This is a genomic window from Halpernia sp., assembly GCF_048269545.1.
Classification (GTDB): domain Bacteria; phylum Bacteroidota; class Bacteroidia; order Flavobacteriales; family Weeksellaceae; genus Halpernia.
The window spans coordinates 308,419-324,730 of record NZ_JBLXIJ010000001.1 but is presented as its reverse complement, the minus strand read 5'-3'; the positions used below and the strand labels follow the sequence as shown (position 1 = coordinate 324,730).

The following is a 16,312-nucleotide window of genomic DNA, read 5'->3' as shown; positions in this document are numbered from 1 at the left end:
TTTAATTCTTCCTCTCAGTTTTTTTACATTTGTTCTAAACAACAAGGAAAATGCACCAAAAAAAATTAGGAGAATGGGCGGCAACAGCGATTTGTGGAAATGATATTACCTCTTCTTGTCTTTACGTTTCTGCTCTTACCATAGTTGCAGCAGGACAATACGCTTGGTTAGCTTTGCTTTTTGTAGCTGCTATTTTATTTTTATACAGAAAAATTTACGGCGAAGTTGTAGGAGCACTTCCTTTAAATGGAGGCGCTTATAATGTTTTGCTAAATAGTTCTACCAAAAGCAATGCAGCTCTTGCAGCTTGCCTCACTATCCTTTCATATATGGCAACTGCTGTAATTTCTGCGAGTACTGCAATGCATTATCTTCACGAAATTTTCCCCATTCTAAATGCCAATTATGCAACTTTTTTTCTTTTATTACTTTTTCTTGGTCTAACTATTTTAGGAATCACAGAAAGTTCAATCGTAGCGCTTATCATTTTTGTAATTCACTTAAGCGTCATGCTTTTGCTAATCATTTTCTGTGTTATTTTTATTGCAAATAATGGTTTTGCAATTCTGTATGATAATTTTGCACTTCCAGTTCGTGGAGGAAGTATTGCAACTGCGCTTTTTTTCGGTTTTGCAGCAGCAATGCTTGGAATTTCAGGTTTTGAAAGTTCCGCAAATTTTGTAGAGGAGCAAAAGAATGGTGTTTTTCCTAAAACACTTCGCAATATGTGGATTGCAGTCTCAGTTTTAAATCCATTAATTGCATTTTTTGCAATTTGTATAATGCCAATTAGTGTTGTAGATTCTAAAGTTGATTATTTCTTGAGTTTTATGGGCACTTTAACTGGCGGGAAATGGCTTGCTTTAATCATATCTATTAATGCAGTAACCGTTTTAAGCGGAGCAGTTTTAACTTCTTTTGTGGGCGTAAATGGACTTATTAAAAGAATGACGTTAGATAGAATTTTACCGCAATTTTTTCTCAAAGAAAATAAAAGAGGAAGTACTTATAGAATTTTGATTATGTTTTTTGTACTTTGTGTTTCTATTTTAGTGGTTACAAATGGTAAAATTTTGCCTCTTGCTGCGGTTTATACGCTTTCATTTTTAACAGTAATGGCTTTCTTTGCTTTGGGTAATTTACTTCTAAAAATTCGCAGAGCGCGTTTACCAAGACCAGAAACTGCACCCACTTTCTTCGTGGTTCTAGCTTTGTTTGGGGTTATTGTTGCTCTTTATGGAAATGTAAAAGCCAATCCTGCTTATTTAGTTACTTTTTTACAATATTTTATTCCTGCAATGCTTCTTATTTCTGCAATGTTAGTTCGAAATGATATTATGATGATCATGGTAAAAACAATGCAATCTATTACCAAAAGCTTTAGAAAACTGGCTGTTTTATCAAGAAAAAGTCTACATAAATCTATGCACAACTTAAGAAGCCAAGAATTTGTTTTCTTTTCTAAAGGAGATGATATTGCAACTTTAAATAAAGTGATGATATACATTAGTCAAAATGAAATTACTAACAAGGTGAAAATTGTAACTATTTTAAAAAATCACATGCAACCAAGCGAAAAGTTTCTTTCTGATTTTGATACATTAGATCGCGCTTACCCAGATATGGATATGGAATATATTGTTTTGGAAGGTTGTTTTAATCCAAATATGGTAGAAAAACTGAGCAAAGAATGGAACATTCCGAAAAACTTTATGTTCATTTCTTCTCCTGGAGAAAGATTTAGTTACCGTGTAGAAGAATTGGGTGGAGTCAGATTAATTCTATAAGACTATTTTTCATTAAAATATTTAAACTGCTTTTTCTTAAAAGCAGTTTTTAATATTTTGAAATGATATAATGAGACATCTAAATAATATTATATATTCTTTATTTTAATATAAACCATTTTTAAATTTAAATTCTAAAACGTATAGTGCATAAAAAAAGTTACCATTTAGGCAACTTTAATTATATCAATTATAAATATTATGTTTTAGTTTTGTGCTACATTGCTTTCTTCTCCAAAAGCATTACTAATAATTCTCTTTGCAAATCTAAATTTTGGCGCCCAATAACTATCACTAAATAAAGAAGAAATCATCACTCCTTTTGAAGTTGCAGCATGTATAAATTTCACTTCACCATCTGAAGTTACTTCTTCAACAATTCCTACATGAGAAATTCTTCCTCTTTTTCCATGAGAAAAGAAAACCAAATCTCCTTTTTGCAAATTATCTTTGGAAACTGTTTCTCCTTCTGTTGCTTGCGAAGCAGCTACTCGCGGTAAATTCATTCCTACTGCTGCACCAAAAACGGAGAGTACAAAAGCTGAACAATCAATTCCATTTCTAGTCATTCCACCATATTTATAAGGTGTTCCAAGATAAGATTCTGCTACACTTAGAATCCCATCAATTGTTTTTGAATGTCTTATGGCGTTTGCAATTTCTTGATTTTTTAATGCGGAATTAACATTTGCAACAATTGCAACAGGGTTTTCTTTAAAACTACTAAGTAATTCTTTTTTGTTTTTCTCTAATTTCTGAGAATCTATTGATGCAAGTTTGGCATTTGATTTGTACTCTGTCGGATAGAGAGTTGGAGCAGAAACAACATAATTAGTTACACATGACTGTAAAGATATAGTTGCACACGCGGAAACTAAATAAAACAAAAATCTTTTCTTCATATATATTAATTAACGGTGTTAATGGTAATTTTTTCTTTTTAAAGCAAAACAAAAATAGGAATTACTAAAAAAGGAAGGTATAAAATAGATTTATCTCACCTTTATTTTAACACACTTTAACATAATTTTAATTCATGTTAAAGAAAAAAAGTCTGCATCGTCCTATTTTGGCGCGATGCACTTTTTTTAATTTTAAGAAAAATTAACATTTTTCAGAAATATTTCTTTTTCTATAAATATTTAAATCAAGTTTTTCAAGATAAAATTTAAGTAGAGTATAACGATTTTTCTTCAGAAATTCCTTCAAACATTTTATGTTCTTTTTTAAAAGAACGACCTCTACAATCAAATTGTAGAGGTCGCCCAACATTAAAAAAATAAACTATTATGGAGTTATATAATCTGCAATTGCAAATTATTTCTGTTTTACGGATGTTTGTGGTTCATCATTTTACTTCGCACTAAACCTTCTGTATGAAATAATTTTAAAACTTTCTGTGGTTTTATTACTTGATTAAACTTTGCTGCATATTCTTTTCTTAAATTTAAAAGTTCTTGTCCTACTTCAAAGCTATTATTTAATGCTTCATTTGCTTCATTATCCGTCATATTTTCAAAATCTCTATTTGGATTAAATTTATTTCTAATACTTTTTTGTTTTTTTTGGTAATCATTATATAAATCTACAAACTCATCTTTTTGATTCTCTGGTATTTGTAACTCATTTAACACTAAATCTTCTTTAAATTGTTTTAAAGCCTCAGTTTTTTCTTTAGGTGACATCTTTTTTATTTCTGCTTTTCTCTCTTGAAAACCCATTTTAAGCATCGAGGTATTTTGTGCAAAAGTGGGATTTAAAGCAAAAAGAAATAAAATACTGGCAGTGATTAATTTTAATTTCATATTTTTTTTAATTTCTCTTAATTATACAAATCTAAATAAACATCTTGTTCTGTATTATTCGTAAAAGCAGCAATTTCAGTAGAAGAAAAATTATCTAAAACTTTATCAACCTTATCTTCTATTGGTGAATTTTGCATGTTCTTATTTACTTTTTGTAAAGCTAAATTATTGTTTTGTACTTCCTCTTTTATATTTAGATGCTTAACTCGCGTTGAAGTTAAATCTAAATTTGTTTTAATTGCATTTTCACTATTCTTTTTTTGTGTTGTATCTGCAAAAGAATTTGGAGTGTTTTCTGTAGAAATAATCTCATTATTTACAGCAATCTGATTTTTTTTCGCAGAAATTTCTCTATTGTTTGTGTTTAAAATAAAACCAATTCCCATTAATAAAAGAAAAACTGCAGCTGCTGCATAAACCCAGCTTTTAGAAAATCCTATAGATTTTCTTTTGTTAATTGTTTCTTCCAAAACCCTTTTTTGTACTTGCTCAAAAGTATTAATTGGGATTTCATAAGGCGTTTTTCTTTCTAATTTTTCTATATCAAAATCTTCCATTTCTATATTTCTTCTGAATTCAATTTTATATAATCTTCAATTTTTTGCTTTGCGTAATGATAATTTGTTTTACAAGTTCCAACCGACATATCCAAAATTTTTGAAATTTCTTCATAAGGCAAATCATCATAATAACGCATGGTAAAAACTAATTTTTGTTTTTCAGGCAAAGTGTGAATTGCTTTTTGCAGAATTATTTGTATTTCTTCTCCTGTCGCTACTGCGCTTTCTGCTGTTAAGTTTTGTAAATGATATTCTGCATCTTCATCACTTTTCTGCATTTTTTTCATTTTGTTTAATTGTTGCAAAGCTTCATTAGTCGCTATTCTATAAAGCCAAGTGTACAATTTACTTTCTTTTTTAAACTGATGAAAGTTTTGAAAAGCTTTTATAAAAGTATCTTGCAAAACATCTTGCGCTAAAGAATGATCTACAATTAATCTTCTTATATGCCAATAAAGCCTACTTTGGTAAGCGTCCATCAAAGCCCGAAGTCCTTTTTCTTGGCTTCTAGGTTTTGACATCCATTCGATAATTTCTTGCTCGGTTACCTTCATTTGGCGCGTACATTCTTTTGATATGAGAATAGCTAAAAAGTTAAATCTCTATTATAAAATAAAGACAACTTCTAAAGCTAACAAAGTTTAGACCAAGAAAATTACATTTTTTAAAAGTTCTTGTCTTTAATTTCAAATGTACTAATTCTTTATATTTGTCTAATGAAAATTGTAATTATAGGTTCCGGAAATGTCGCTTTTCATTTAGCAAAAGCATTTACACAGAATGAAATTTCAGTGTCGCAGATTTTTGGGAGAAATGAAACAGATTTAAAAGAAATTAGCGAAGTTTTAGGTATTCCATTTTCAACAGAAAAATTATTAGATGCAGATTTATACGTTATTGCTGTCAAAGATGAATCCATCGAAGAAGTTTCAAAAATTATTAAAGAAAAAAATTGTTTAGTTGCGCATACTTCTGGTTCCGTAGAAATAGAAAAATTAATTGGAAATTATAGAAAAGCGAGTTTTTATCCTTTACAGACTTTTTCAAAAACTAAAAGTTTAGATTATGATAAAATTCCTTTTTTCTTAGAAGCAAAAAATGACCAAGACTTTGATTTACTTAAAAAATTAGCTCAAAAAATATCGCCCAAAGTAATGAAATCTACTTTTGAACAAAGAAAATACATTCATTTGACGGCTGTTTTCGCATGTAATTTTACCAATCATCTTTTTGCAAAAGCTAAAGAAATTTCGGACAGTCAAAATATTCCATTTGATTATTTTCTGCCATTAATTGATGAAACCGTAGAAAAAATCCACCAAATTTCACCGAAAGATGCACAAACTGGACCTGCTATTAGACAAGATGAAAAAATTTTAAATTCGCATAAAAAATTAATTAAAGATAAAGATGCAAAAGACATTTTTGAAGTGATGAATACTTCCATTAAAAACATGTATAAAAATCAAAATAGTGAGTTATAAAAATAAATTAAAAGACATTAAAGCATTTGTATTTGATGTTGATGGAGTTTTCACAGACGGAAGTGTTTATCTTTTACCCGATGGAAATATGTCACGCGTGATGAATGTTTTAGATGGTTTAGCTGTAGTGAAAGCCGTAAAAGCGAATTACGAAATTTGTGTGATAACAGGCGGAAATGATCCAATGGTAAAACACAGAATAGAATATTTAGGAATTAAAGATTATTATCCAAAATCCCCAAATAAAATAATTGATTATCAAAATTTTAAATTAAAATATAATCTAAAAGATAGTGAAATTCTAACAATGGGCGATGATATTCCAGATATAGAAATGATGCAACTTTCTGCTATTTCTACTTGTCCCAAAAACGCAATGCCCGACGTAAAATTAATTTCAGATTACATTTCCCCAATAAAAGGCGGAAAAGGCGCAGTTAGAGATGTAATAGAACAAGTGATGAAAGTGCAAGGAACTTGGCAAGAAGATAATACGCAATCTGTTTAAAATGAAATCGCCAATTTACAAATTTAGCAAATAATCTTTCGTGAAAATTGAGCCATTGCATTTGACTTTTAAAATTATAAACCTCTCCAAATGAAATTATTATTAGCTTCACAATCTCCGAGAAGAAAAGAATTATTAAAAAATTTAGGCTATGATTTTGAATCGGTAAAATTAAATTGCGAAGAAATTTATCCAAAAGATTTACCCGCAAATGAAGTCGCTGCTTTTTTGTCAGAATTAAAATCTAAAAGTTTTCGGGAATTAGAAAAAGATGAAGTTTTAATAACTGCAGATACTATTGTGGTCATAAATAATGAAATTCTTGGAAAACCAAAATCTAAGGAAGAAGCCAAAAAAATGTTAGAAAACTTTCCGGAGAAATGCACGAAGTTTTTACGGCGATTACTTTAAAAACTTTAGAAAGATCTATCACAAAAACAGACGTTTCTAAAGTTTATTTTGATGAATTAAATAATTCCGAAATAGAATATTACATTAATAATTTTCAAGTTTTAGATAAAGCAGGAAGTTACGGTGTGCAAGATTGGCTCGGAATGGCAAAAATTAAAAAAATAGAAGGAAGTTTCTACACAATTATGGGATTACCCACGCATTTGGCTTATGAAATGCTGCAAAATTTTCATTAATTTCAATTAAAAAATTCACTATTTTTACAAAAACACAACCAAGTTATACTAAAAGCGACATTCTGAAGTTATATCTATTTATGAAAAAACTATTATTTTTTCTTTTCTGCTTTCTAATTATTTTCTCTTGCTCCTCACGTAAAAAAAAGAGTGATTCTACCTTTATGAAAGGCTTTTTTACCTATTATAATACTTTATTTAATAGTAAAACTGCGTTAGATACAGAACTTAGTAACAGAGACAAAACACATAAAGATAATTTCTATGCGCCTTACATTCATTTGCTTACTTATGAGGAAGATTCCGCTTTGCTTAATGACTTAAACGGTGAAAATTCACCAGAAAATAGCACGATTTTTTCTAATAATCCAACTGGAATCCCTTCTTCAAATCTGAATAATAATTCTGGAAAAAGTGCAACTATTTTAGAAATTTCTGAAGCAAAAGCGTTGAAAGCAATTGATAAATATTCTGTCATTAAAAATGGTATAGAAAAAAATAAAAAAATGTTTGATGCGCATTTACTTTTAGCACAAGCTCGCATTTACCAAGGAAAACCATTAGAAAGCATAGATGCTTTAAACTATATTTTTGTTCATATGAAGAAAGATAAAAGAATGCCTTTAGCAAAAATATATGAAGCTTTGGCTTACGCTAAAATGGGAAATTATTTCAAATCGAACGAGCTTTTTCTTGCCTTAAAAAATGAAAAATTAAAGAAAAAATATAAAAAATTAGCCAGTCTTTATTATTCTGAAACGCTCTTAAAATATGGCAAAAAACAATTGGCTGTAGATGAATTAGAAAACGCTTATAATCTAAATAAAAACAGAAAATTACGCAGTAGAATTTCTTTTTTGCGTGGACAAATTTTAGCCAGTTTAGGTAAGAATGAAGAAGCAAGAGAAAGTTTTGTTACCGCTTATAAAAATGCAAATGATTTTGAATTTGAAGTAAAATCCCAAGTAGAAATTGCCAAAACCTTTAACGGAAAAGATGATGATTATGAAGGCGCAAAAAAATATCTCGAAAATATTAGCAAAAAAGGAACTTACGCAAGTCGGAAAAATGAATTTTATTATGCTTTTGGTTTAATGGCAAACAAAGCCGGTAAAAAAGAGGAGGCCAAAGAATTTTTTGCAAAATCTTTAAAAGAAAAAATGTCTGATCCACAAATCAGAGGTTTGGATTTTTATGAAATTGGCAAAGCTTATTTTGATAATGACGACTATCTTTCTGCAGGTGCTTATTACGATTCTGCTTTGGCTGTAATGAATTATCAACCCACAAAAATTTTATTAAAAGAGCAATCTGAAAACATTAAAAAGTTAACCGCCAATTATTATTTAATTAAAAAAAATGATAGTATTTTAAATTTAGCAAAAATGTCTGAAGCGGAAAAAGAAACCTATTTTAATAAATATATAGAAAAAATAAAAGCCAAAGAAGCTGCAGAATTAGCCCAACAAAAACGAGATGAACACAGCAAAGGTTTTGATACAGGAGATTATAACGCCAATTCTATTTTTAATAATACGGGCGGAAATGCTTTTCAGGATTTTGGAGCCACTTCTGCTGCAAAAGGTTTTTATTTTGCCAATCAAAACGCCGTTTCAAAAGGAGAATCTGATTTTAAAAGAATTTGGGGCGATCGTTCTTTAATTGATAATTGGAGAACTTCTGCGCATACCAATACTCTTGAAGATTTAAAAAATAAAGCTTTAGGAATAACTTCAACTAAAGATCCACGAAGATTAGAAACCAGTTTTTATATTGAAAAAATACCAACAGACGGTGCAGAAATTTTTGCTTTAAAAAAAGCACGTGATACCGCAAGTTTAGGATTGGGTAGAATGTTTGAAAATTATTTTGGTAACACAAAATTAGCCACTAAAACCTTATATGATTTGGTAGATGCAAAACCAGAAGATGACGTAAAATTACAAGCATTGTATCAAATTTTTGCAATGAATTTTGAGAAAAATCCTACTGCTGCAGAACGCGCAAAACAATTAATTTTAAGTGATTTTCCGTACAGCTCTTACGCAGAATATGTGAAAAATCCAAAGAATAATAACTTTTCTCAATCTTCTCCAGAAGTTGAAAAAACTTACGCAAAAGCTTTCGATTTATATGAACAAGAGAAATTTAATGAATCTAAAGCTTTAATTGATTCTGCTTTGGTAAAATATCCAAAAGATGGTTTAGTTCCGAAATTTACTTTGTTGAATGCCTTTAATGCAGGGAAAACTTCCGGTAAAGAAATTATGATTTTGCAATTAGAGCAAATCGCTTTAAATTATGCAAAAACTCCAGAAGGCGAAAAAGCACGAGAAATGTTGAAATATTTAAAGAGCGACATTTCTGTTGAAATGACTGATGAAAATGGTAAAAAAATAAAAGATAATAGTGTTCCACAAACCATAAAACCAACCGCTCCAACTAATATAAACTCCATGAAAAGTGATGATCCAATTGGCATAAATCCGAACGGAAATCAGAAAATTGGACCTCCTCCATTAAGAAAGAGAAGACCGCCGAATGAAATAAAGGATAATGGAAATTAAAATTTTAATTAATCTTTCTCTTCTTTGCTTTTATTCCTTGAAAATCTTTTAAATAAAAAGGCTCAAAATAAGCGATGTCTTCAAACTCATTTTTAATGAATTTCTCTGCTGCTTTTTTAATTAAATATTGCGCAGAAGGATATACATTTTCATTAAATTCTGCCGATTGAATTTTTAAAATTTCTTTAGCTTTTTTTGCTCCATCTCCAATAAATAAAACTTTATTTTTTGCGTATTTTTCAAATGAATTTTCATCTAAAACCAAAGCTTCAGTTGGTGAAATTACTTCTCCATTCTTGTTATAAACTGAAGTATAAACTTCCATTCTTCTTGCATCAATTAATGGAATAATAAAATCAAAATCTTGATTAACAAAAGGTTCTATCATAGAATCCATTGAGTCTACAGAAATAAGAGGAATATTTAAACCAAAACAAAATCCTTTTGCAGAAGCAGCGCCAATTCTTAATCCTGTGTAAGAACCTGGTCCTTTTCCGAGACAAACTGCATCTAAATCTTGTAATTTAATTTCTGCTCCTTCTAAAGCCCATTCAACGAATTGATGCAAAGATTCAGATTGTTTATAATTTTCTGAAACTTCTTCGCACAAACATAATAATTCTGTTCCGTCTGAAATGGCGACAGAACAATTTTTGGAGGAAGATTCAAGGTGGAGGATTTTCATTTTTTTGATAAAAATTAGATTTGGAAATTGATATGAAGTTTTTTTAAATTAAATTAAAATCAAGACTTGCGGTAAATTGTTCTTGGTTCAGCTTGTGCGGTAGGAAAAATAGCAACTTCTGCAATGGAAACATGTTTCGGAGCATTAATTATATAAGCAATTAAATTTGCAATATCTTCTGCTTTTAAAGCGTCATAACCTTCATATACTTTTGCAGCGCGTACTTTGTCTCCTTTAAATCTTACATTTGAAAAATCTGTCTCAACTGCGCCTGGTTGAACATTCGAGACTTTTATCCCAAACTCAGTAAGTTCTAAACGCATTCCTTCAGAAATAACATCAACTGCTTTTTTAGTTGCGCTATAAACTACCCCATTTGCGTTTGTTTGTCGTCCTGCAACGGAAGAAATATTTACAATATGTCCAGAATTTCTATTTTTCATTTGTGGAATAACTTCTTTAGAAACGTACAAAAGTCCTTTAACATTTCCGTCAAACATGGCGTCCCAATTTTCTACATTTCCCTCAGAAATTGGTTCTAAACCATGTGCATTTCCGGCGTTATTAATTAAAACTTCTATTTCTTTCCATTCTTCTGGAAGCGATTCAAAAGCTTTTTTAACTTCGTCATTTGAACGAACATCAAAGTTTAAACTAAAAACTTTTGTAAAAGCTGAAAGTTCCTTTTTTAATTCTTCTAAAACCTCAGTTCTTCTTCCGCACAAAATCAGTCTATAATTCTGCGTTGCTAATAATATTGCTGTTGCTTTTCCGATTCCGGAAGTTGCACCGGTAATTAATACTGTTTTCACTTTTTAATTTTAAAAATAATTGATTGTAATTTTAAATAATTAATTTAATTTCCATCAATACTCAAAAAAGCATTGATAATATGTGTAATTTGAAGTTTGTTTTTTGAATCTGGGAGAATTGTAATAATATCAAATCTGGTGTTTAAATCTTTTTTATAATTTTCAGAAAAATCATTTGCAGCAGAAATGAGAAGTCGCATTTTCTTTTTATTGATGGCTTCTTGTGGTTCTATAAAAGCATCTGTTCCACGCGCTTTTACTTCTACAATTATTATTTCCTTTTCAAATTCTGCAACAATGTCTATTTCCGCTTTCATAAAACGGTAATTTTTTGCCAAAATTTTATAGTTTAAATCTTCTAAAAACTTGACCGCCATTTCTTCGGCTAATTTTCCAAAATCATTATGTTCTGCCATTATTTAGTAAATTGATACGCCCACCAAATAAGTAAAATTTGCAATGGAAGCCGTAAAACTGTGACCCAAAAATATTTGTGATGAATTAAATAAAAATCTTTTGCCATTTCAATATTTGCAGGAAAAACCGCAATGAATAAAGCGATTGAAAGATAAGCGCCGAAAGTCTGCGTTTGTGGAAAGAGCAAAAGAACACCGCATAAAATTTCTACAATTCCGCATATATAAACCAATTTCAGATGAAACGGAATATATGACGGCATAATTTTTACAAAATAATACGGTTTCAGAAAATGTGTAATTCCCACAAATATTAATAAAAAAGCGAGTACAAATTTTGAATAATACATACTATTTTAGATATTTAACTTCATTAACATTCCCTACTTTTAAACTAATATTTGAACCTATTATTATTGGTTTATTTTCAAAAATATGGCCATTTGGAAAACCAAAAAGAGCAGGAAATTTATATTTAGAAATTCTTTCAGAAATAATTTGATAAGCCATCTCATCGAAACTTTCTTCGTAATTATTGTTGTTTTCTTCTTTTCCCATATTTATCATTCCTCCAACAATTAAACCTTTAATTTTTTTGAAAACGCCCGCCAAATCTAGACTCATCATCATTCTATCTAAAGCGTAAAAATTCTCCCCAATTTCTTCAATAAATAAAATTTTATCTTTAAAATTGAATGAAAATTTTGTTCCTAAAAGTGCATAGATTAAAGCCAAATTTCCACCAACTAATTCGCCTTCGCAATTTCCTGTTTTATTGAATTTATTTTTTGTGATATTATAAGTAGGAAATTTTCCTTTTAAAATTTTAAAAATATCGTCATAACTTTCTGCAGAAACGCCAAATGAAGATGTTTTTAAAGTTTGTCCATTAATTGTTGCGAAACCATTTTTAAGTAAATAGCTGTGAATTACAGTATTATCAGAATATCCAATATACCATTTGGGATTCTTTTTAAATTGATTTAATTTAATTTTTCCTAACAAATGTTGACAACCATAACCGCCACGAGTTGCCCAAACTGCAGAAACTTCTGGCGCATTTAATGCCCAATTTAAATCTGAAAGTCTTTCTTTTTCCGTTCCTGCATAATTGTAGCCATGATCAAAATTATTAAAAATATACTTTCCCAAAACAGGAATATAATTGTGTAATTCAATTAATGTTAAGCTAGATTCTAATTGTTTTTTTTGCACTGCTCCAGCTGGAGAAATGATTGCTATTTTATCGCCCTTTTTTAGAGAATTAGGAAATATAATGTTTTTCATTATCGAGATTGCGTTTGTTCAGTTTTTTCTGCTTCTTCCAATCTTTTATTGAACTGATTGAATTTTTTAAAACTTTGTAGGAAAATTAATAAACTGAATATTATTAAAACAATACCTACTCCTTTACGAATTGAATTGGCTAATTTCTGGGTTAATTTTGTATGAAATTGTTTGGCTAAAAATATTTTAAGTAAATCGATTAAAAGATATGTTGCAATTACAAGTCCGATGTAAAGTACAAAGTCATTGCTTTTAGGGTAAGAATTCCGCACGGAAATGACCGTTACCAACCAAAATAAAACGACACCAATATTTAAAATATTTAATAAAAAACCATTAATAAACGCTTTATAATAATTCTGTCCTATGAGTTTCTCTTCACCTGAAAGATGCATTTTGGTTTTAGAATTCATCATAAAGAGTGCATAAACGAAAATTATCAAAGCTGTAATCCTATAAAATCCTGGATGTTGATCTATTAAAGTAACCAAGTCATCACTTGCAAAATAAGCTGCAACAATACATAAAATATCTGCTGTGACTACGCCGAAATCCAGTGATAATGCATGTTTTGCTCCTCGTGAAAAGCTGGTTTCTATTAATAAAAAAAATATAGGACCTATGAAAACCAAACTTAGCATAAAGCCTAAACCGATCGCTGAAAAAATTAATTCTAACATGCGTTGAAATTTTTAATTGATTTCTTGTGAGAAAACTAATTTTCTACAATTTTAAAATCAAGTTGTTTGGCAATAAGATTAGCTTTTACCACTTTAATCTTCAATTCATCTCCCAACTGATATTTATTTCCCGTTCGTTTTCCATAAACAGCGTGTGTTTTTTGGTCATATTGATAAGAATCATCCATCAAATCTCGTAATTTTATTAATCCTTCTGCTCCATTTTGTGGAATTTGAACCCAAAAACCGAATTCTGCAACGCCGGAAATTACGCCTGTAAATTCTTCATTGAGGTGTGATTGCATAAATTTCACTTGCATAAATTTTATAGAATCTCTTTCTGCATCTGCAGCTAAGCGTTCTTGTGCGCTACAATGTTTGCACTTTTCCTCATATTCTGGTTTGTAAGGAGATCTTCCGCCATCAAGATAATGTTGTAATAAGCGGTGCGCAATTAAATCTGGATATCTTCTAATTGGTGAAGTAAAATGCGAATAATAATCAAAACCCAATCCGTAATGACCAATTGGATCAGTGGAATAAATCGCTTTACTCATACTTCGCATCGCCAAAGTTTCAATCATGTTTTCTTCGCCTTTTCCTTGCACATCTTTCAGTAATTTATTTAAAGATTCCGCAACTTTTTTAGTATTTGCCAAATCCATTTTATAACCAAAAGTCCCCACAAATTCTCGCAAAGCTTCTAGTTTTACTGGATCTGGATCTTCATGAACTCTATAAATAAAAGTATTTTGCGTGGGAGTTCCATTCTTTTTTAAAGAAACAAATTCTGAAACTTTTTTATTCGCTAAAAGCATAAATTCTTCAATTAAATGATTAGAATCTTTGCTAATTTTAAAATATACACCTATTGGATTGTGGTTTTCATCAAGATTAAAACGGACTTCACTTCTATCAAAAGTAATCGCACCATTTTCAATTCTTTCTTTTCTTAAAATTTTTGCGAGACGGTCTAAAGTCAAAATTTCTTCTGTTAAGTCTCCCTCTTTTTTCTCAATTCTTTCTTGTGCATCTTCGTAAGAAAAACGGCGATCAGAATAAGTGATTGTTCTTCCAAACCATTCTTTTATTACTTCTGCTTTATCATTTAATTCAAAAACAGCAGAAAAAGTATATTTTTCTTCATTCGGACGAAGTGAACAAACTTCATTACTTAAAACTTCGGGAAGCATTGGTACAACGCGATCTACCAAATAAACTGAAGTTGCTCTTTTGTAAGCTTCATCATCCAAAATTGTTCCTGGTTGCACATAATGGGAAACATCTGCAATATGAACACCGATTTCCCAGTTTCCATTTTCTAATTTTTGTATGGAAAGTGCATCATCAAAATCTTTTGCATCTTTCGGATCTATGGTGAAAGTGCAAATATTACGCATATCGCGACGCTTTTCTAATTCTTTTCCGCCAATTGATTTGTCTATATTCTGTGCTTCTCTTTCAACTTCTTCAGGAAATTCATAAGGCAATCCATATTCTGCAAGAATTGAATGGATTTCTGTTTCATGATTTCCTGGAGTTCCTAAAACTTGAATTATTTCCCCCGATGGGTTTTTGTTTCCTGGTTCCCAATTAAGCATTTTCACAACGACTTTTTCGCCATCTTTTGCACCATTAAAATGATTTTTAGAAATAAAAATATCGGTGTTTAGCACTTTTTTATCACAAATAACAAAGCCAAAATCTTTATGTTCTATCAATTGGAAAGTTCCAACAAATTCGGTTCTATTTCTCTCGATAACTTCTACCACAGAACCTTCTAATTTTTTTCCTTTAAAATTATAAGTGATTATTAAAACTTTATCGCCTTGCAAAGCATCTTTCACATTTTTCTGATGTATAAAAACATCATCTTCTAATTCTTCAACTTTTACATAAGCGTTTCCACTTTGGTTAAAATCAATTTTCCCAGTTAAAGTTCCTTTAATTTTAAGATTAATGATATACTTTCCTTTTTCTACTTCTTTTATTTTTTCACTTGCTAAAAGTTTGTGCAAAGCTTGAATAACTTGTTCTCTTTGTCGCGGGTTTTTATAATCTATTCCGTCAGAAATCTGTTTATAATTATAGATTTTAGTGGAATTTCCATTCATAAATCTTACAATTAATCTTCCTATTTCTTGAAGTTTATTGGTGTTTTTTTCGCTATGATATTTCTTTTTACTCATATATTTTTATTAATTCAAGAAAGAAAAATTTTAAATCCTAATTTCTAACAAGAAATTTTATCCACTCTATTTTGATGTCTTCCGCCTTCAAACTCTGTTTCTAAAAAAGCATCTATCATTTCTAAAGTTAATTTTTCTGAGACAAATCTTGCAGGAATTGCAATCATATTTGCATTATTATGTTGTCTCGCTAGTTTTGCAACTTCAGTTTCCCAACAAAGAGCACATCTTATATTTTGGTGCTTGTTCGCGGTAATAGAAACGCCTTCTCCGCTTCCACAAATTAAAATACCAAATACATTTTCTTCTTTTTCTATAGAAATTGCTGCAGGATGTACAAAATCAGGATAATCAACGGAATCTTTAGAAAAAGTTCCGAAATCCTCTACTTTAAAACGTTCTTTTAAATGCTCCTTAATGAGTTCTTTGTATTCAAAACCGGCATGATCTGCAGCGATTGCAATTTTTTTCATTTTCCTTTTTTACAAATTTAAGGTATAATTGTTTAATTGCATATTTTTTGAGGAGAAATAGAAGTTTTAGAAGTTTAAAATCTTCGTAATTACTTAACTTTAAAACGTTTGATTATTTTATTAATACTGAATATTAAAGAAATCTAAAAATATGTTAATAAATATCAAAATAACTGTTGATAAGTTTTTATTTTTTTCTCTTTTCTAATTAAAAATTTATTTCTATTGGAAATTAAAATTGGAATTTTTTGAAATTAGTTTTTTAAAGTTTTAATCGTTTTTATGATTTTTTTCCATAACTAATTCATTAACAAAATATTTGACAATATTTTATCCACAAATGTCTATAAAACTATTAAATAATTAATATTCAACTAATTAAGTTGTTGATAAAATATTTAAAAATTAGTAT

At 29.6% G+C, this 16,312-nt stretch carries 16 protein-coding genes and 1 pseudogene; 5 read left to right on the top strand and 12 right to left on the bottom strand.

Annotated elements, in window-relative coordinates; genetic code table 11:
• The first annotated feature begins 50 nt into the window (after positions 1 to 50).
• A complete protein-coding gene (locus ACN0WB_RS01435; RefSeq protein ID WP_417428106.1) occupies positions 51 to 1,787 on the top strand; it encodes an APC family permease in 1,737 nt (578 codons plus the stop codon).
• Between the two features lie 206 nt (positions 1,788 to 1,993).
• Here ACN0WB_RS01435 and ACN0WB_RS01430 read toward each other — a convergent pair whose 3' ends face one another.
• From ACN0WB_RS01430 to ACN0WB_RS01415, 4 genes are all read right to left on the bottom strand, one after another.
• A complete protein-coding gene (locus ACN0WB_RS01430; RefSeq protein WP_417428105.1) occupies positions 1,994 to 2,689 on the bottom strand; it encodes a C40 family peptidase in 696 nt (231 codons plus the stop codon).
• A gap of 426 nt (positions 2,690 to 3,115) precedes the next feature.
• Positions 3,116 to 3,592 carry a hypothetical protein gene (locus tag ACN0WB_RS01425; protein ID WP_417428103.1) on the bottom strand — a complete coding sequence of 159 codons (477 nt, stop codon included), beginning with the start codon at positions 3,590 to 3,592 and terminating at the stop codon, positions 3,116 to 3,118.
• 17 nt (positions 3,593 to 3,609) lie between these two features.
• Positions 3,610 to 4,149 carry a hypothetical protein gene (locus tag ACN0WB_RS01420; protein WP_417428101.1) on the bottom strand — a complete coding sequence of 180 codons (540 nt, stop codon included), beginning with the start codon at positions 4,147 to 4,149 and terminating at the stop codon, positions 3,610 to 3,612.
• A 2-nt stretch (positions 4,150 to 4,151) separates the two neighbouring features.
• On the bottom strand, positions 4,152 to 4,706 hold the full coding sequence (locus ACN0WB_RS01415; RefSeq protein ID WP_417428099.1) for an RNA polymerase sigma factor: 555 nt from the start codon (positions 4,704 to 4,706) through the stop codon (positions 4,152 to 4,154).
• A 162-nt stretch (positions 4,707 to 4,868) separates the two neighbouring features.
• On the opposite strand from ACN0WB_RS01415, the gene ACN0WB_RS01410 reads away from it, so the two are divergent.
• From ACN0WB_RS01410 to ACN0WB_RS01395, 4 genes and pseudogenes are all read left to right on the top strand, one after another.
• Complete coding sequence (locus ACN0WB_RS01410; protein ID WP_417428097.1) at positions 4,869 to 5,636, top strand: Rossmann-like and DUF2520 domain-containing protein; 768 nt, start codon at positions 4,869 to 4,871, stop codon at positions 5,634 to 5,636.
• Positions 5,626 to 6,144 carry a KdsC family phosphatase gene (locus ACN0WB_RS01405; protein ID WP_417428095.1) on the top strand — a complete coding sequence of 173 codons (519 nt, stop codon included), beginning with the start codon at positions 5,626 to 5,628 and terminating at the stop codon, positions 6,142 to 6,144. The genes ACN0WB_RS01410 and ACN0WB_RS01405 overlap by 11 nt, the downstream gene beginning before the upstream one ends.
• Positions 6,145 to 6,234: 90 nt before the next feature.
• Positions 6,235 to 6,725 (top strand): annotated as a pseudogene (locus ACN0WB_RS01400) (Maf family protein); the annotation flags it as partial.
• A 230-nt stretch (positions 6,726 to 6,955) separates the two neighbouring features.
• Complete coding sequence (locus ACN0WB_RS01395; RefSeq protein ID WP_417428093.1) at positions 6,956 to 9,358, top strand: tetratricopeptide repeat protein; 2,403 nt, start codon at positions 6,956 to 6,958, stop codon at positions 9,356 to 9,358.
• A gap of 4 nt (positions 9,359 to 9,362) precedes the next feature.
• Here the strand turns inward: ACN0WB_RS01395 and tsaB are convergent, their stop codons facing one another.
• The 8 genes from tsaB to rpiB are packed head-to-tail and all read right to left on the bottom strand — an operon-like array spanning position 9,363 to position 15,900.
• Entirely contained in the window at positions 9,363 to 10,043 is a 681-nt protein-coding gene (gene tsaB / locus ACN0WB_RS01390) for a tRNA (adenosine(37)-N6)-threonylcarbamoyltransferase complex dimerization subunit type 1 TsaB (RefSeq protein WP_417428091.1), read from the bottom strand.
• A 59-nt stretch (positions 10,044 to 10,102) separates the two neighbouring features.
• Entirely contained in the window at positions 10,103 to 10,855 is a 753-nt protein-coding gene (locus ACN0WB_RS01385; RefSeq protein WP_417428089.1) for an SDR family NAD(P)-dependent oxidoreductase, read from the bottom strand.
• Between the two features lie 44 nt (positions 10,856 to 10,899).
• On the bottom strand, positions 10,900 to 11,271 hold the full coding sequence (locus tag ACN0WB_RS01380; protein WP_417428087.1) for a YraN family protein: 372 nt from the start codon (positions 11,269 to 11,271) through the stop codon (positions 10,900 to 10,902).
• The gene (locus ACN0WB_RS01375) at positions 11,271 to 11,621 is read right to left on the bottom strand and encodes a MauE/DoxX family redox-associated membrane protein (protein ID WP_417428085.1); all 351 of its coding nucleotides are present in this window, start codon (positions 11,619 to 11,621) and stop codon (positions 11,271 to 11,273) included. Before ACN0WB_RS01375 ends, ACN0WB_RS01380 begins: the two co-directional genes overlap by 1 nt.
• Position 11,622: 1 nt before the next feature.
• Positions 11,623 to 12,558, bottom strand: a complete 936-nt coding sequence (locus tag ACN0WB_RS01370; protein ID WP_417428083.1) for a S66 peptidase family protein — start codon at positions 12,556 to 12,558, stop codon at positions 11,623 to 11,625.
• Positions 12,558 to 13,238, bottom strand: a complete 681-nt coding sequence (locus tag ACN0WB_RS01365) for a LysE family translocator (RefSeq protein WP_417428081.1) — start codon at positions 13,236 to 13,238, stop codon at positions 12,558 to 12,560. The genes ACN0WB_RS01370 and ACN0WB_RS01365 overlap by 1 nt, the downstream gene beginning before the upstream one ends.
• A 35-nt stretch (positions 13,239 to 13,273) precedes the next feature.
• A complete protein-coding gene (rnr, locus tag ACN0WB_RS01360; RefSeq protein WP_417428080.1) occupies positions 13,274 to 15,427 on the bottom strand; it encodes a ribonuclease R in 2,154 nt (717 codons plus the stop codon).
• 44 nt (positions 15,428 to 15,471) lie between these two features.
• The gene (rpiB, locus tag ACN0WB_RS01355; protein WP_417428078.1) at positions 15,472 to 15,900 is read right to left on the bottom strand and encodes a ribose 5-phosphate isomerase B; all 429 of its coding nucleotides are present in this window, start codon (positions 15,898 to 15,900) and stop codon (positions 15,472 to 15,474) included.
• Between the last annotated feature and the right edge of the window lie 412 nt (positions 15,901 to 16,312).

What these genes read in the sequence shown, in the direction of transcription:
- ACN0WB_RS01365 (WP_417428081.1), bottom strand. Translation starts at nt 13,238, where the DNA reads ATGTTAGAATTAATTTTTTCAGCGATCGGTTTAGGCTTTATGCTAAGT.
- ACN0WB_RS01420 (WP_417428101.1), bottom strand. Translation starts at nt 4,149, where the DNA reads ATGGAAGATTTTGATATAGAAAAATTAGAAAGAAAAACGCCTTATGAA.
- ACN0WB_RS01425 (WP_417428103.1), bottom strand. Translation starts at nt 3,592, where the DNA reads ATGAAATTAAAATTAATCACTGCCAGTATTTTATTTCTTTTTGCTTTA.
- ACN0WB_RS01380 (WP_417428087.1), bottom strand. Translation starts at nt 11,271, where the DNA reads ATGGCAGAACATAATGATTTTGGAAAATTAGCCGAAGAAATGGCGGTC.
- rpiB (WP_417428078.1), bottom strand. Translation starts at nt 15,900, where the DNA reads ATGAAAAAAATTGCAATCGCTGCAGATCATGCCGGTTTTGAATACAAA.
- ACN0WB_RS01430 (WP_417428105.1), bottom strand. Translation starts at nt 2,689, where the DNA reads ATGAAGAAAAGATTTTTGTTTTATTTAGTTTCCGCGTGTGCAACTATA.
- ACN0WB_RS01375 (WP_417428085.1), bottom strand. Translation starts at nt 11,621, where the DNA reads ATGTATTATTCAAAATTTGTACTCGCTTTTTTATTAATATTTGTGGGA.
- ACN0WB_RS01395 (WP_417428093.1), top strand. Translation starts at nt 6,956, where the DNA reads ATGAAAGGCTTTTTTACCTATTATAATACTTTATTTAATAGTAAAACT.
- ACN0WB_RS01410 (WP_417428097.1), top strand. Translation starts at nt 4,869, where the DNA reads ATGAAAATTGTAATTATAGGTTCCGGAAATGTCGCTTTTCATTTAGCA.
- tsaB (WP_417428091.1), bottom strand. Translation starts at nt 10,043, where the DNA reads ATGAAAATCCTCCACCTTGAATCTTCCTCCAAAAATTGTTCTGTCGCC.
- ACN0WB_RS01415 (WP_417428099.1), bottom strand. Translation starts at nt 4,706, where the DNA reads ATGAAGGTAACCGAGCAAGAAATTATCGAATGGATGTCAAAACCTAGA.
- rnr (WP_417428080.1), bottom strand. Translation starts at nt 15,427, where the DNA reads ATGAGTAAAAAGAAATATCATAGCGAAAAAAACACCAATAAACTTCAA.
- ACN0WB_RS01370 (WP_417428083.1), bottom strand. Translation starts at nt 12,558, where the DNA reads ATGAAAAACATTATATTTCCTAATTCTCTAAAAAAGGGCGATAAAATA.
- ACN0WB_RS01435 (WP_417428106.1), top strand. Translation starts at nt 51, where the DNA reads ATGCACCAAAAAAAATTAGGAGAATGGGCGGCAACAGCGATTTGTGGA.